This is a genomic window from Enterobacter cloacae complex sp. Mu1197 (genome assembly GCF_040059225.1).
Classification (GTDB): domain Bacteria; phylum Pseudomonadota; class Gammaproteobacteria; order Enterobacterales; family Enterobacteriaceae; genus Enterobacter; species Enterobacter quasiroggenkampii.
On sequence record NZ_CP157375.1, the window covers coordinates 1,610,727 to 1,625,659 of the forward strand.

The 14,933-nt window shown below is 55.4% G+C and carries 11 protein-coding genes and 1 pseudogene; 3 read left to right on the forward strand and 9 right to left on the reverse strand.

Going from position 1 to position 14,933, the window contains the following annotated elements; translation table 11 throughout:
• Window positions 1-86: 86 nt before the first annotated feature.
• The 3 genes and pseudogenes from ABFV38_RS07545 to pncB form a co-directional block, all read right to left on the reverse strand.
• A pseudogene (locus ABFV38_RS07545) lies at window positions 87-1,219 on the reverse strand (porin).
• A 605-nt stretch (window positions 1,220-1,824) separates the two neighbouring features.
• Complete coding sequence (gene asnS / locus ABFV38_RS07550; RefSeq protein WP_023615887.1) at window positions 1,825-3,225, reverse strand: asparagine--tRNA ligase; 1,401 nt, start codon at window positions 3,223-3,225, stop codon at window positions 1,825-1,827.
• A gap of 166 nt (window positions 3,226-3,391) precedes the next feature.
• Window positions 3,392-4,594: a nicotinate phosphoribosyltransferase gene (pncB, locus tag ABFV38_RS07555; RefSeq protein WP_048027215.1), complete on the reverse strand. Its 1,203-nt coding sequence runs from the start codon at window positions 4,592-4,594 to the stop codon at window positions 3,392-3,394.
• A 254-nt stretch (window positions 4,595-4,848) separates the two neighbouring features.
• Between pncB and pepN the strand changes: the two genes are divergently transcribed.
• Entirely contained in the window at window positions 4,849-7,461 is a 2,613-nt protein-coding gene (pepN, locus tag ABFV38_RS07560; RefSeq protein WP_047651293.1) for an aminopeptidase N, read from the forward strand.
• Between the two features lie 104 nt (window positions 7,462-7,565).
• On the opposite strand, the gene ssuB is transcribed toward pepN, so the two are convergent.
• Genes ssuB through ssuE form a run of 5 tightly spaced genes read right to left on the reverse strand, consistent with a single transcriptional unit; the run spans window position 7,566 to window position 11,806 of the window.
• Window positions 7,566-8,336, reverse strand: coding sequence for an aliphatic sulfonates ABC transporter ATP-binding protein (ssuB, locus tag ABFV38_RS07565; protein ID WP_048027219.1), 771 nt, complete (start codon window positions 8,334-8,336; stop codon window positions 7,566-7,568).
• A complete protein-coding gene (gene ssuC / locus ABFV38_RS07570; protein ID WP_348959010.1) occupies window positions 8,333-9,124 on the reverse strand; it encodes an aliphatic sulfonate ABC transporter permease SsuC in 792 nt (263 codons plus the stop codon). Before ssuC ends, ssuB begins: the two co-directional genes overlap by 4 nt.
• A 9-nt stretch (window positions 9,125-9,133) precedes the next feature.
• Complete coding sequence (ssuD, locus tag ABFV38_RS07575; protein WP_045908372.1) at window positions 9,134-10,279, reverse strand: FMNH2-dependent alkanesulfonate monooxygenase; 1,146 nt, start codon at window positions 10,277-10,279, stop codon at window positions 9,134-9,136.
• Window positions 10,276-11,238: a sulfonate ABC transporter substrate-binding protein gene (locus tag ABFV38_RS07580; protein WP_196346081.1), complete on the reverse strand. Its 963-nt coding sequence runs from the start codon at window positions 11,236-11,238 to the stop codon at window positions 10,276-10,278. Before ABFV38_RS07580 ends, ssuD begins: the two co-directional genes overlap by 4 nt.
• Complete coding sequence (gene ssuE, locus ABFV38_RS07585; protein ID WP_008499940.1) at window positions 11,231-11,806, reverse strand: NADPH-dependent FMN reductase; 576 nt, start codon at window positions 11,804-11,806, stop codon at window positions 11,231-11,233. The genes ABFV38_RS07580 and ssuE overlap by 8 nt, the downstream gene beginning before the upstream one ends.
• A 248-nt stretch (window positions 11,807-12,054) precedes the next feature.
• Here ssuE and pyrD point away from each other — a divergent pair, with 248 nt between their 5' ends.
• Window positions 12,055-13,065 carry a quinone-dependent dihydroorotate dehydrogenase gene (gene pyrD, locus ABFV38_RS07590; protein ID WP_023618346.1) on the forward strand — a complete coding sequence of 337 codons (1,011 nt, stop codon included), beginning with the start codon at window positions 12,055-12,057 and terminating at the stop codon, window positions 13,063-13,065.
• A gap of 166 nt (window positions 13,066-13,231) precedes the next feature.
• Window positions 13,232-13,774: a cell division protein ZapC gene (zapC, locus tag ABFV38_RS07595; RefSeq protein ID WP_136194630.1), complete on the forward strand. Its 543-nt coding sequence runs from the start codon at window positions 13,232-13,234 to the stop codon at window positions 13,772-13,774.
• Here the strand turns inward: zapC and ABFV38_RS07600 are convergent.
• The gene (locus ABFV38_RS07600; RefSeq protein WP_045908369.1) at window positions 13,771-14,880 is read right to left on the reverse strand and encodes a YcbX family protein; all 1,110 of its coding nucleotides are present in this window, start codon (window positions 14,878-14,880) and stop codon (window positions 13,771-13,773) included. The two genes, zapC and ABFV38_RS07600, sit on opposite strands and share 4 nt — an antisense overlap.
• Window positions 14,881-14,933 lie beyond the last annotated feature (53 nt).

The following is a 14,933-nucleotide window of genomic DNA, read 5'->3' on the forward strand; positions in this document are numbered from 1 at the left end:
TCAAAAGTCGCCATTATTTTCTGTCAGGCATAAAAAAACAGGGCCGAAGCCCTGTTCATTAAGCATATAACAAAGAGGTGTACTGATTAGAACTGGTAAACAGCTGCCAGGCCAACCTGGTCGTCGGTACCAACCCAGCCGCCGCCAGTGCGCTTGGCCTGATCTTCGTCGATCAGGTTGATACGGTAGTCAGCAGATACGTTGAAGTTTTTGTTGAAGTAGTAAGTAGCACCAACTTCAACGTACTTAGCCAGATCTGCATCGCCGCCAGATACGGTGTTCAGGTTTTTACCTTTACTCTGGACGTAGGAGAGGGATGGACGCAGGCCGAAGTCGAACTGGTACTGAGCAATGACTTCGAAGTTCTGGGTTTTATTCGCTACGTTGAACACGTCACCATCAGCATTCGGAGTATTAGAACCGGTGCTGTTGCCCAGGATGCTCATGTTGCGGGTTTCTGCATACACAGCTGCCAGATACAGGCTGTTGGCATCGTATTTACCGCCAATTGCCCATGCTTCAGCTTTGTCGCCCTTACCATCGGCCTTCTGGTCAACAGTACGGTTCGCATTGCTGTACGCACCAGTCAGAGCAAAGCCACTGCCGAAGTCATAAGCTACAGAGTAACCAACACCGTCGCCATTCGCACGACGCAGGTCAGCGCGTTCGTTTTTAGCCTGGTACGGAGACCGAAGCTCAGACCATCAACCAGACCGAAGAAATCGTTGTTACGGTAGGTCAGCAGGCCAGTAGAACGGCTGGTCATGTAGTTATCAACATAACCACCACCCCAGGTTTCGCCGGACCAGGTTGGCGCCATGTCGGTGTAGGATTCTACATCGTATACGATGCCGTAGTTACGGCCGTAATCGAGGCTACCAGCGTCAGCCATTTTCAGGCCAGCGAAAGCCAGACGAGTACGAGTAGAGTTGTTTGCAGATTGTTCACCTTCCGCAGAGCTTGCCAGTGCACGGTATTCCCACTGACCATAACCGGTCAGTTGGTCGTTGATCTGAGTTTCGCCTTTGAAACCGATCTGCGCGTAAGTTGAATCTGAGTTATTGGTGTTATCACCATTGGTAACGAAGTCACGCTCAGCATTAACTTTCCCGTACAGATCCAGTTTGTTGCCGTTCTTGTTATAGATTTCTGCAGCGTTCGCTGCACCGGCTACCAGCAGGGCAGGGATTACCACTGCCAGAATATTGCGCTTCATCATTATTTATTACCCTCATTGGTTTTTTTATGACACTCGCCACTGCCGTCAATAAATTCTGTCAATAAATATTTCCGGAACTATTGATGAGAGTTTGGTGTCTTTATGTATCTGACAGGCATCTTTCCATTCGCCGAAGCGTTTCGCTAGCCTGAAAGTGCTACAATTCTCAAGATTAGGTAACCAAAAGAAAATATGTGTAACCAAATATGTATTTTTGGGAACTTTGTGAACCACCTCAAACTTCAGAGCGTCCTGGCGAATTAAGCGACAGGGCATATCCTATATATATGAATTCCTTATGATTAATTTGGATAAAGGCATTTCATATAAACAGATGCTAAACGACTCGTTTTTTCTTATGGCGCCGAAAAGCCTTCTGGATGGCTGTAAAACGGGTTGAAATTTGTGCTATCGCTTGAGAATGTAATAATCGCAATAAGAATGGGGTTTATTTTTTGTGGCTGGATATTTCGTGGAAATAAAACGTAACAACCAGGGGTTGTGACGGGGTGATGGTTTAAAGAAGCTGACTTTGCGCTGACGAAAACTGACAATGCAGAATAAAATAATGGCCAGCATAAGCTGGCCATTTTAGTCTTTACTGATTAGAAGCTGGCGTTACGTGGTGTACGTGGGAACGGAATCACGTCACGAACGTTCTGCACACCGGTCACGTAGGCGATCAGACGCTCGAAGCCCAGACCAAAACCAGCGTGCGGTACGGTACCGTAACGACGCAGATCGCGGTACCAGCTGTAGTCCGCAGGGTTGAGACCCATCTCTTCCATACGCGCGTCCAGCACGTCAAGACGCTCTTCACGCTGTGAACCACCGATGATTTCACCGATGCCCGGCGCCAGGACGTCCATCGCTGCCACGGTTTTACCGTCTTCGTTAAGGCGCATATAGAAGGCCTTAATGTCTTTCGGGTAGTTTTTAACGACAACCGGCGCTTTGAAATGCTTCTCGGCCAGATAGCGCTCGTGCTCAGACGCCAGGTCTACGCCCCAGTAAACCGGGTTCTCGAACTTCTCACCGCATTTTTCGAGGATCGCCACCGCGTCGGTGTAGTCCACCTGCGCAAAATCGGCAGAGACGAAGCGCTCCAGACGGGCTACTGCGTCGCTGTCTACGCGCTCGGCGAAGAATTTCATGTCGTCCGGACGCTCTTCCAGCACCGCTTTGAAGACATACTTCAGCATCGCTTCCGCCAGACCCGCAACATCGTCCAGGTTGGCGAACGCCACTTCAGGCTCCAGCATCCAGAATTCCGCCAGGTGACGGCTGGTGTTGGAGTTTTCGGCACGGAAGGTGGGGCCAAAGGTGTAGATTTTAGACAGCGCGCAGGCGTACGTTTCGCCGTTGAGCTGACCGGATACGGTCAGGAAGGCCTCTTTACCAAAGAAGTCTTTGTCATAGTCCACTTTACCTTCCGGGGTGCGCGGCAGGTTTTCGAGATCCAGCGTTGAGACGCGGAACATCTCACCGGCGCCTTCCGTATCGGACGCGGTGATCAGCGGGGTAGACACCCAGAAATAACCCTGCTCATCGAAGAAACGATGCAGCGCCTGCGCCAGCGTATGACGTACGCGAGCAACCGCACCAATCAGGTTGGTACGTGGACGCAGGTGCGCCACTTCACGCAGATACTCAATGCTGTGACGTTTAGCCGCCATCGGATAGGTATCCGGATCTTCAACCCAGCCGGTGACTTCAATGGCAGAAGCCTGAATTTCGAAACTCTGACCCTGACCCGGGGATGCCACGACCACGCCGGTGACAATAACGGAACAGCCCGTCGTCAGGTGCAGAACGTCATCATTGTAATTGGGCAGAGAATTATTAATGACGGCCTGTACAGGATCAAAGCAGGAACCGTCATAGACGGCAAGGAAGGAGATGCCAGCTTTAGAATCTCGGCGGGTACGCACCCATCCGCGCACGGTGACTTCCTGGTCAACGGCGACACGGCCCTGGAGTACGTCGGCTACAGGCACAACGCTCATAATATTCTCTCTGTTAATAGTCGGAAAAAATAAACACTTGTCCACCCTTATGGGGGGATATCTATGTTACCTGCCATCCGCTATCAGACAAGTAAATTTCGCAGTCAAAAGAGAAGAATTGAGAAATAAATAAGAAGAGGGGAGCCATGAAGGCTCCCTTAAGCACTTAACTGGCTTTTTTGATCTGGGGAAGATCGAAGGCTTTGCGCAATGCGCGGACAAACGCCTTGTCATGGCAGATGGTTTTGCCCGGGCTGTCGGAGAGTTTCGCCACCGGCTTGCCGTTACATTCCACCAGCTTTATCACGATATTCAGAGGTTTTACCTGAGGAATGTCGCAGGTTAACCGGGTACCAATCCCGAAGCTCAGGTTCACTCTGGCGTTGAAATGGCGATAGAGTTCGACGGCTTTCGCCAGATCGAGGTTATCGGAGAAGACCAGCACCTTGCTCATCGGGTCAATGCCCAGTTTCTCGTAATGGGCAATAGCCTTCTCGCCCCACTCAATCGGATCCCCTGAATCGTGGCGTAGCCCCTGATAACGCTCCGCAAATTCAGGTCCAAAGTCGCGCAGGAAGGCATCCATCGTAATGCAGTCGGTGAGGGCGATCCCGAGTTGATTCGGGTACTCCTCAAGCCATGCGGCCAGTGCCGCGCGCTGGCTGTTTGCCAGGTCAGGGCTGATCTGCTGATGCGCCTGGAACCACTCGTGTGCCTGGGTACCCATTGGCGTCAGGTTGAGGCGGCGGGCCAGATCGTAGTTACTGGTGCCCACGAACCATGGCTCCTGTTGCAGACGTTTAACGATGGCCTCCTGGACGTCGCGCGAAAAACGGCGACGGGTGCCAAAGTCCATCAGGCGGAAGCGGGACATGTCCAGCCCTGCGGTCAGCGTGGAGAAGTCAGCGAGCTTGTTTTCCAGCGAGGCGACCGCCTGCGCTACGCCCGTTTCCGGTGAGCGATAGCGGTGAGCCAGTTCACTGATCACCGCCAGAAGCGGCACTTCCCACATGATCACTTCCCGCCACGGACCTTCAAGGCGAATATCCAGCTTGCCGTTATCGTTAACCACGGTGACCTGCTCCGGTCTATAGCGGAAATCGCGCAGCCAGTTCAGGTAGTCGGCTTTGAAGAAAGGCAGGCCAGAAAGCCACTGATATTCCTCGTCCTGCAGCGTCAGATGCTGCATAGCATTGACCTGTTCACGAATGGCGTCTGCGTAGATACCGAGCAAGTCGTCGCCACGGCAGCGGAATTCCGCCGCGACATGAACGTCATAGTAATGGTGGAAAACGGCTTGCTGCATATGCAGTTTATACGCGTCGGTATCCAGCAACGTATGCAGAACTGGAGAAGCGAATTGAGTCATAGGTGCGCAGTAGCATCCTCTCACAGGAGCGTTTAGTACAATAAACAACTCCGGAGTATACCTTGTTTAGTGATTTATTGAACCCCGATCACAACATAAGCGCGTTTTATGGTCGAGGGCATTTTGTGCCCCGTGTTATACAAATGTAGCAAAAAAAGGTGTTGACCCTGAAAAGATGAACATTCTGCATAGCGCGTTTTGCGCAACAGGAATATATTGAAACGTTACTCGACAAACGATGCATAAGGTTTTCTATGACACAACAGCCACAAGCCAAATACCGCCACGACTACCGTGCGCCGGATTATCTGATTAGCGAAATCGATCTGACTTTTGATCTGGATGCCACTAAAACCGTTGTCACGGCGGTGAGTCAGGTGACGCGCCACAGCGCAACTGCCGTGCCGCTGCGTCTGGATGGTGAAGACCTGACGCTGGTCTCCCTGCATATTAATGATGAAGCCTGGTCGGACTATAAAGAAGAAAACAACCAGCTGGTCATCGACAACCTGCCGGATCAGTTTACGCTGCGCATCGTGAATGAAATCAGCCCGGCCGCCAATACCGCGCTGGAAGGGCTGTACCAGTCTGGCGTGGCGCTGTGTACCCAGTGTGAAGCGGAAGGGTTCCGCCACATTACCTGGTATCTCGATCGCCCGGATGTCCTGGCGCGCTTCACCACTAAAATCATCGCCGATAAAACCCTGTATCCCTTCCTGCTCTCCAACGGCAACCGCGTAGGTGAAGGCGAGCTGGAGAATGGCCGTCACTGGGTTCAGTGGCAGGATCCCTTCCCGAAACCGTGCTACCTGTTTGCGCTGGTGGCGGGCGATTTCGACGTGCTGCGCGACACCTTCAAAACGCGCTCAGGCCGCGAGGTGGCGCTGGAGCTGTTTGTTGACCGTGGTAACCTGGACCGCGCGCCGTGGGCGATGACCTCGCTCATCAACTCCATGAAGTGGGACGAAGAGCGCTTCGGCCTCGAATATGACCTCGACATCTATATGATCGTCGCCGTTGATTTCTTTAATATGGGCGCAATGGAAAACAAAGGCCTGAACGTCTTTAACTCCAAATACGTGCTGGCGCGCACCGATACCGCCACCGATAAAGATTATCTCGATATCGAACGCGTCATCGGCCACGAATATTTCCACAACTGGACCGGTAACCGCGTCACCTGCCGCGACTGGTTCCAGCTGAGCCTGAAAGAGGGCCTGACCGTCTTCCGTGACCAGGAGTTCAGCTCCGATCTGGGGTCACGCGCAGTGAACCGCATCAACAACGTGCGAACCATGCGCGGCCTGCAGTTTGCGGAAGATGCCAGCCCAATGGCGCATCCGATCCGCCCGGATAAAGTCATCGAAATGAACAACTTCTACACCCTGACGGTGTATGAGAAAGGCGCTGAAATTATCCGCATGATCCACACTCTGCTGGGTGAAGAGAACTTCCAGAAAGGGATGCAGCTCTACTTCGAGCGTCATGACGGCAGCGCGGCCACCTGCGACGATTTTGTGCAGGCAATGGAAGATGCCTCTAATGTCGATCTTTCCCACTTCCGCCGCTGGTACAGCCAGGCCGGTACGCCGATTGTTACCGTCAAAGACGATTACAATCCAGAAACCGAGCAGTACACCCTGACCATCAGCCAGCGCACGCCGCCGACGGCAGAGCAGGAAGAGAAATACCCGCTGCATATTCCGTTCAGCATTGAGCTGTACGATAACGAAGGCAAAGTGATCCCATTGCAGAAGGGCGGTCACCCGGTACACCACGTGCTTAACGTGACCCAGGCCGAGCAGACCTTTATCTTCGATAACGTCTATTTCCAGCCGGTGCCTGCGCTGCTGTGTGAATTCTCCGCGCCGGTGAAGCTGGAGTACAAGTGGAGCGATCAGCAACTGACGTTCCTGATGCGTCACGCGCGTAACGACTTCTCCCGCTGGGATGCCGCACAAAGCCTGCTGGCGACCTACATCAAGCTCAACGTAAACCGCCATCAGCAGGGCCAGCCGCTGTCGCTGCCTGTTCACGTGGCTGATGCGTTCCGCGCGATCCTGCTGGATGAGAAGATTGACCCGGCGCTCGCCGCTGAAATTCTGACCCTGCCGTCAGCAACGGAAATCGCGGAGTTGTTCGAGATTATCGATCCGATCGCGATCGTGGCGGTGCGTGAAGCGCTGACCCGTACGCTGGCTGCTGAGCTGGCAGACGAGTTCCTCGCCATTTATAACGCCAACAAGCTTGACGCTTATCGCGTTGAGCACGCGGACATCGGTAAACGTTCTCTGCGCAACACCTGCCTGCGCTATCTGGCGTTTGGTGAAACCGAGCTGGCGAACACCCTGGTGAGCAAGCAGTATCACGAAGCGGATAACATGACCGACGCGCTGGCCGCGCTGGGCGCAAGCGTTGCCGCCGAACTGCCATGCCGCGATGCGCTGATGCAGGAGTACGACGACAAGTGGCATCAGGATGGCCTGGTGATGGACAAGTGGTTCATCCTGCAGGCGACCAGCCCGGCGGCCGATGCGCTCAGCAACGTGCGCAGCCTGCTGAAGCATCGTTCCTTTACCCTGAGCAACCCAAACCGCGTGCGTTCGCTGATTGGCGCGTTTGCCAGCAGCAACCCGGCCGCGTTCCACGCCGAAGACGGCAGCGGTTATCAGTTCATGGTGGAAATGCTGACCGAGCTGAACAGCCGTAACCCGCAGGTGGCGTCGCGTCTGATTGAGCCGCTGATCCGTCTTAAACGCTACGATGCGAAGCGTCAGGCGAAGATGCGTGCCGCGCTTGAGCAGCTGAAAGGGCTGGAAAACCTGTCTGGCGATCTGTACGAGAAGATTGCTAAAGCCTTAGCGTGATGTAGAAAAAAAAACGGTGGGCAGGTAAAAGCAAAACGGCAACCTCGGTTGCCGTTTTTAGTGTTTTCTCCCTCTCCCCGTGGGAGAGGGACGGAGTGAGGGGATCAGACATTAGCCTTAACTCGCCGCAACTCCGTTTCCCCTCGCTTCATCACCCGATCCAATACCTCAGCCTCCAGCTCCGCCAGTCTTGCCGAACCCACGCGACGAGGCCGCGGAAGATCCACCGTCAGATCCAGACCGATTTTCCCTTCCTCTATTAACAGCACCCGGTCGGCCATTGCGACGGCTTCACTCACGTCATGCGTCACCAGCAGTACCGTAAAGCCGTGCGCTTGCCAGAGGGAACCAATCAAATCCTGCATTTCGATTCGCGTCAGGGCGTCGAGCGCGCCCAGCGGTTCATCGAGCAACAGCAGGCCCGGACGGTGAATTAACGCCCGCGCCAGCGCCACGCGCTGCTTCTGTCCACCCGAAAGGGCAGCAGGCCACTCATCGGCGCGATTTTCCAGCCCAACGGCGGCCAGCGCCTGGCGGGCTTCATCCCGCCAGCTGCCCTTAAGGCCGAGCCCGACATTGTCGATAACCGTTTTCCACGGCAGTAGCCGCGCGTCCTGGAACATCATGCGGGTATCGTCCTGGATATTCGCAAGCGGCGTTGTCCCTGCCAGAATGTCGCCACCGTTGGGGGCTTCCAGTCCGGCCAGCAGCCGTAGCAGCGTACTCTTGCCGCCGCCGCTGCGCCCGACAACGGCCACAAACTGTCCGGCGGGAATATGCAGATCCAGTCCGTTAAGAATGGTGTTTTCGCCGTAGCGTTTGGTGACGCCGTTCAGCAGTAACGGGGTCCCCTGATTCAGTCGTGCCGTATTCATGCTTTCACCTCCTGAAGGGTATAGGCCGGGTTCCAGCGCAGCCAGTTGCGCTCCAGCCACTGGGCGCTGACGTCAGCGAGTTTGCCGAGCAGGGCATAAAGGATAATGGCAACCACCACCACGTCCGTTTGCAGGAATTCACGGGCGTTCATCGCCAGGTAGCCAATCCCGGAGTTAGCTGAGATGGTTTCCGCTACAATCAGCGTCAGCCACATCAGGCCGAGCGCAAAACGCACGCCGACCATAATGGAGGGCAGGGCACCCGGCAGAATCACATGAATAAAGAGGGAAAAACCCGATAAGCCATAGCTGCGCGCCATCTCCACCAGACCGCGATCGATATTGCGGATGCCGTGCCAGGTATTGATGTAAATCGGGAACAGCGTGCCCAGTGCCACGAGGAAGATCTTGGCACTCTCATCAATTCCAAACCACAAAATGACCAGCGGGATCAGCGCCAGATGCGGCACATTACGCAGCATCTGGATGGAGGTATCCAGCAGCCGTTCACCCCAGCGTGAAAGGCCGCTGATCAGGCCCAGGACCAGCCCGATGCTGCCGCCGATGGAAAACCCGATCACGGCGCGCCAGGAGCTGATCGCCAGGTGCTGCCACAGCTCTCCGCTAACGCTCAGCGACCAGAACGCTTCTACAACGCCCTCCGGAGAGGGCAGAATGCGGCTCGACAGCCAGCCGGTAGACGATGCGAGCTGCCAGAGCGCCACAATGCCGACGGGTAAAAACCACGGCGCGGCGCGCAGCAGCCATTTTTGTGAGGTGGCAGACATGGTCACTCCTTAGCTCTGTGCGGCTTTGCGTGGAATGAATTCGTTCGCCACGGCTTCGCCCTGAAGCTGGAGCCGCTGCGGCTGCGGCACCTCCGGAATGGCGACATCCAGGTGCGGGAACAGCAGTTCGCCCACCTTGTACGCCTCTTCCAGATGCGGATAACCGGAGAGAATGAAGCTGTCGATGCCCAGTTCGGCGTATTCATTGATACGCGCGGCCACGGTCGGGCCGTCGCCGACCAGCGCTGTGCCCGCACCGCCGCGCACCAGGCCGACGCCTGCCCACAGATTCGGGCTGATCTCCAGGTTCTCGCGCTTGCCGTTGTGCAGGGACGCCATCCGGTGCTGCCCGACGGAGTCGGTTTTGGCAAACGCGGCCTGGGCTCTGGCGATCGTTTCATCATCCAGATGGGAGATCAGGCGGTCCGCCGCCTGCCAGGCTTCTTCATTGGTCTCGCGCACAATCACATGCAGACGGATACCGAAGCGCACCTTGCGGCCATGGGCGGCCGCTTTCGCGCGAACCTGGGCAATTTTTTCTTTTACCAGTTCTGGCGGTTCGCCCCAGGTCAGATAGAGATCGACCTGCTCTGCGGCCAGATCCTGCGCCACATCCGACGACCCGCCAAAATAGAGCGGCGGGCGCGGCTGCTGCACCGGCGGAAAGTAGAGCTTCGCGTCGCGAACGTGAATATGCTTGCCTTCAAAGGTGACGGTTTCCCCTTCCAGCAGACGTCGCCAGACGCGGGTGAACTCGGCGGAGGCTTCGTAGCGTTCGGTATGGTCGAGGAACACGCCGTCGCCCGCCAGCTCCTGCGGATCGCTACCCGTCACCAGGTTAAACAGGGCGCGGCCGTTGGACAGTCGGTCGAGCGTTGCCGCCTGACGTGCCGCCACGGTAGGAGAGACCACGCTCGGGCGTAACGCCACCAGGAATTTCAGACGCTGAGTGACCGGGATCATCGACGCGGCGACCAGCCACGCATCTTCACAAGACCGTCCGGTCGGGATCAGCACCCCGGTGAAACCGATTCGGTCCGCCGCCTGTGCAATCTGCTGCAGGTAGCCATGGTCAACCGGGCGTGAACCCTCTTCTGTGCCAAGATAGTGTCCATCACCGTGGGTGGGTAAAAACCAGAAAAGATTCAGACTCATGATTTAGCTCCTTCTTTGCCTGCGGGTTGCCAGATGCGTTCGCGAATAGTGACCTGTTTTGGAACCAGGTGGTTTTGATAGAAGAGGTCGGCCGTTTGCTGCTGAAGCGCGGCGACGTGTGCGTCAACGGGCGTAATGGTGGTCGGCGGACGGTGGTTGAGATAGCTCGCGATCACCGGCTCAGGTAAGCCCATGGTTTTCGCCAGCAGGGCAATGCTCTCCTGACGCTGGCTCTGAGTCAGGGCATCGGCCTGGGTAAAGGTATCCAGCACGCCCTGAATAAATGCGCCGTTCTTTTCCGCATAAGGGCGCGCGGCCAGATAGAACGAGCCGGTTTGCTTCAGCGTGGTACCGTCTTTCAGCACGCGAACGCCGCCCTGCAGCAATGCGGCGGAGTAGTACGGATCCCAGATGGCCCAGGCATCAACGTTCTTCTGCTGGAACGCGGCGCGCGCGTCGGCAGGCGTCAGGTAAACAGGCTGAATGTCAGTGAACTTGAGCCCGGCCTCTTGCAGGGCACGCAGCAACAGGTTGTGTGAACTGGAACCTTTCTGGAATGCGACCTTATGGCCTTTGAGATCGGCGACGCTTTTGATATCGCTGTTTTCAGGCACCAGGATCACCTCGGCCTTCGGCTTGGGCGGCTCAACGCCTACATAGACGAGGTCCGCTCCCGCCGCCTGGGCAAATATTGGCGGAATATCGCCCGTGCTGCCGAGATCGATACTGCCCACGTTAAGGGCCTCCAGCATCTGCGGGCCGGCAGGGAACTCCACCCAGGAGAATTTGGTGTCCGGGAAGCGTTTTTCCAGAAGCTGGTGGCTTTTTGCCAGCACCATGCTGACGCTGCCTTTCTGATAGCCGATACGTAAGCTTTCCGGAGCCGTTTCTGCGGCATGGGCCAGCGAGGTAAATGCCATCAAACCGGCCAGTCCGATACGGGTTAAGGTTTTAAACATGGGCGACTCCTTGAGGCTGACCAAACGCCGGGGCCTGGATATCCCGGCGATGCAGGGCATGCCAGAAGGTTTCCAGAGCGTTATCGAGGCGGGTTTGCAGGTTGGGCGTAAAGTGGGGTTTGTGCTGATAGTCGATAACCTGTGAGTCATCGGCGAAAACGCCGTGGAGGATCTCCTGCGCTTTCAGCGCGTTCAGCACCGGCTTCAGGGCATAATCCACGGCCAGTAAATGGGCAACCGTACCGCCCGTTGCCAGCGGCAGCACCACCTTTCCGTCCAGCGCGCGTTCCGGAAGCAGATCGAGCAGGGTTTTCAGCGCCCCGGAAAAAGAGGCTTTATAAATCGGCGTGGCCACGATCAGGCCGTCCGCGCCGTTAAGTTGCTCAATAAGGGTTTTCAGGGCGGGGCTGTCGAAACGGGCGTAGAGCAAATCTTCAGGTTCGAAGTTATGCAGGTTCCAGTGGCACACTTCCACATCCAGAGCATTCAGTTTTTCACGGGCATATTCCAGCAGGGCGCTGGAGCGCGACGGGAATCGTGGACTTCCGGCCAGGGTAATGACGCGCATACTTCCTCCTTATAACTAATTGTTTGCTTTTATCTAACATTCATAACAATTTTAAGGAGTGTGACACCGCGCGTTTATTCCACTAAATGATTTATCTGCAATTAAAATGCGAAAAAGTGCATAAGAAATAGGCGGGGAGGTAAACGATTGCGTTTTGCGCTGATTTTTTGCCGCAGGTCAATTCCCTTTCGCGCCGGGATCGCCCATAATCCCCTCCCGGTTTGCACACCGGGAATCCAGGAGAGTTCATGTACTACCCCTTCGTTCGTAAAGCCCTTTTCCAGCTCGACCCTGAGCGCGCTCATGAATTGACATTCCAGCAATTACGTCGTATTACCGGAACGCCTCTGGCCGCGCTGGTGCGCCAGCATGTGCCGGTAAAACCTGTGCAATGCATGGGGCTGACCTTTAAAAATCCGCTGGGTCTGGCGGCCGGTCTGGACAAAAACGGCGAGTGCATTGATGCCCTGGGCGCGATGGGCTTTGGCTCCATTGAAATCGGCACCGTTACCCCGCGCCCGCAGCCGGGAAATGACAAGCCGCGCCTGTTCCGACTGGTGGAAGCCGAAGGGCTGATCAACCGCATGGGCTTCAATAACCACGGTGTTGATCACCTCGTCGAGAACGTTAAAAAAGCCCACTTTGACGGAATTCTGGGCATCAATATCGGCAAAAATAAAGACACGCCGGTCGAGCAGGGTAAAGATGACTATCTGATTTGTATGGAAAAAGTCTACGCCTATGCCGGTTATATTGCGGTGAATATTTCTTCTCCCAATACCCCGGGACTGCGATCCTTACAATATGGTGAGGCGCTGGACGATCTTCTGAGTGCCATTAAAAATAAACAAAATGAACTCCAGTCGATCCACCATAAATATGTTCCGGTCGCGGTTAAGATCGCGCCGGATCTTTCTGCCGAAGAATTGATCCAGGTTGCCGACAGTTTAGTTCGTCATAATATTGATGGTGTGATTGCGACCAATACCACCCTCGATCGCTCCCTCGTGCAGGGAATGAAAAACTGTGACGAAGCGGGTGGGTTAAGCGGGCGTCCGGTGCAATTAAAAAGCACCGAAATTATTCGTGCTCTGTCTGCGGAATTAAATGGCCGTCTGCCGATTATTGGCGTCGGTGGCATTGACTCGGTGATTGCTGCGCGCGAGAAGATGGCAGCGGGTGCGTCGCTGGTGCAAATCTATTCCGGCTTTATTTTTAAAGGGCCGCCGCTGATTAAAGAAATCGTTACTCATATCTAATCTTTTCTCTTAATCAGACAACCAGGGCTTTATTTCCAGCCCTGGTTGTTTTATATTCCGTCACTGTTGCTTATTTAGACATTATAGTCTTTTATTAATGGTGTTATAAACGAAGCGGCGATCAGGACATTTTTAGTACAGGACGTTTCGGGGACGGGAGAGAAACATGCGAATTAAACCTGACGATAACTGGCGCTGGTATTTTTGCGACGAGCATGACCGAATGATGCTCGACTTAGCCAATGGCATGTTGTTTCGCTCTCGTTTTGCCCGCCGAATGTTAACCCCGGACGCCTTTTCCCCGTCAGGCTTTTGCGTTGATGACGCTGCGCTGTATTTCTCCTTTGAGGAAAAATGTCGCGATCTGGTGCTCTCGAAAGAGCAGCGTGCCGAGCTGGTATTAAATGCGCTGGTGGCTATCCGTTTCCTGAAACCGCAAATGCCAAAGAGCTGGCATTTCCTGCCGCACGGCATGAACTGGACCCCGGCAACGGGTGATGCGGCCAGCGTCAATCTGAGCGATACCACAGAAGAGGTGAGCCTGCTGGTGGTGGAGCCCGGCGAAAATGCCGCGCTCTGTTTGCTGGCCCAGCCCGGCGTGACGATTGCCGGGCGGACAATGCAGCTTGGGGATGCCATTAAGGTTATGAACGACAGGCTGAAGCCCCAGCTTCGCGTGGATGCCTTCAGCCTCGAGCAGGCGGTTTAAGCTTCCAGCTGTACGGACGTTTTCGGGACGCAGCTACAGCACAGAATTGTGCCGTCATTTCCAATTGCCGATTTTTTCAACGCACTCACTTCGCCATCCACCAGCCTGATGCGGCAGCATCCGCAAATTCCTGCGCGACAGGAGTAGGGGATGCGGATCCCTGCTTGTTCCAGCTGCTCAAGCAATACCTGCTGGTTATTACCCCGGATCACGTTGCCCTGCCAGTGAATCTCTACCGCAGCGGCGACGTTTGTCTCAACGTCGACAAACTCCTCTTCCTGACCCGAGCCGTACACCCTTGCTGGCCCACGGGCGAGCACTTCTACCTCATCACCGACGCGGATCGCGCCGCTGGAGCGCGGGATCAGGTTCTGGCCGAAATCGACATCACCGTTATCCTGCGCGGTGCGGAATGACTGCAGCGTCTTCAACGGTTCGCCGGAAGGGTGCTTCTGGCCTTTCTCAGGGCTGACCGTCGTGAAAATGCAGCGGCTGCACGGCTTCACCACGTCAAAAATGACGCTGCCAATGCGGATCACTTTCCAGGTATCTTCGTCCCAGGCCTCTGCACCCGTCACCACCAGATTCGGACGGAACTGTTCCATCTGAACGCTGGCTTTGCAGCGGCCTTGTAAATCACGCAGCGAGGCTTCGTTGGTCAGCAGGAACGGGAAGCCATCGGCGAAGGAGAGAGGAACGGCGTCGTGGCGCTTCACGCGACGCGTCAGTTCAGGCCCAACCCAGCGCAGCTGCACGTCACGGGAAAAGAAGCCGCTCAGCCAGCGGTTAATCTCATCCGGGGCGATGCGCGCGGTAAAATGGTTACCCCACACTTCCGTTGGCGCATCGACGGGCGCAAAATCAGCAAAGCGAATCACCGCGCTGGAACCGTCCGGCGCAGTAAGGTGCAAACCGTCGTGAAGCGGGGAAGGGGTAAAGCGAACCATCTGCGGGAACTGGCGTGCGGTAATGAACGTACCGTCAGGCTCGGTGACCATAAAAATACGATCGAAGGCAAATCCGCTCATGTCGGCCAGCGCGTGAGAGACGCCGATGCCGCGCATGGATTTCACCGGATGAATAAAAAGCCTGGATAACGTCGCCACTGCACACTCCCTCGAATGAAAATAAGCCTTCAACTTTATGACATACACGCCAT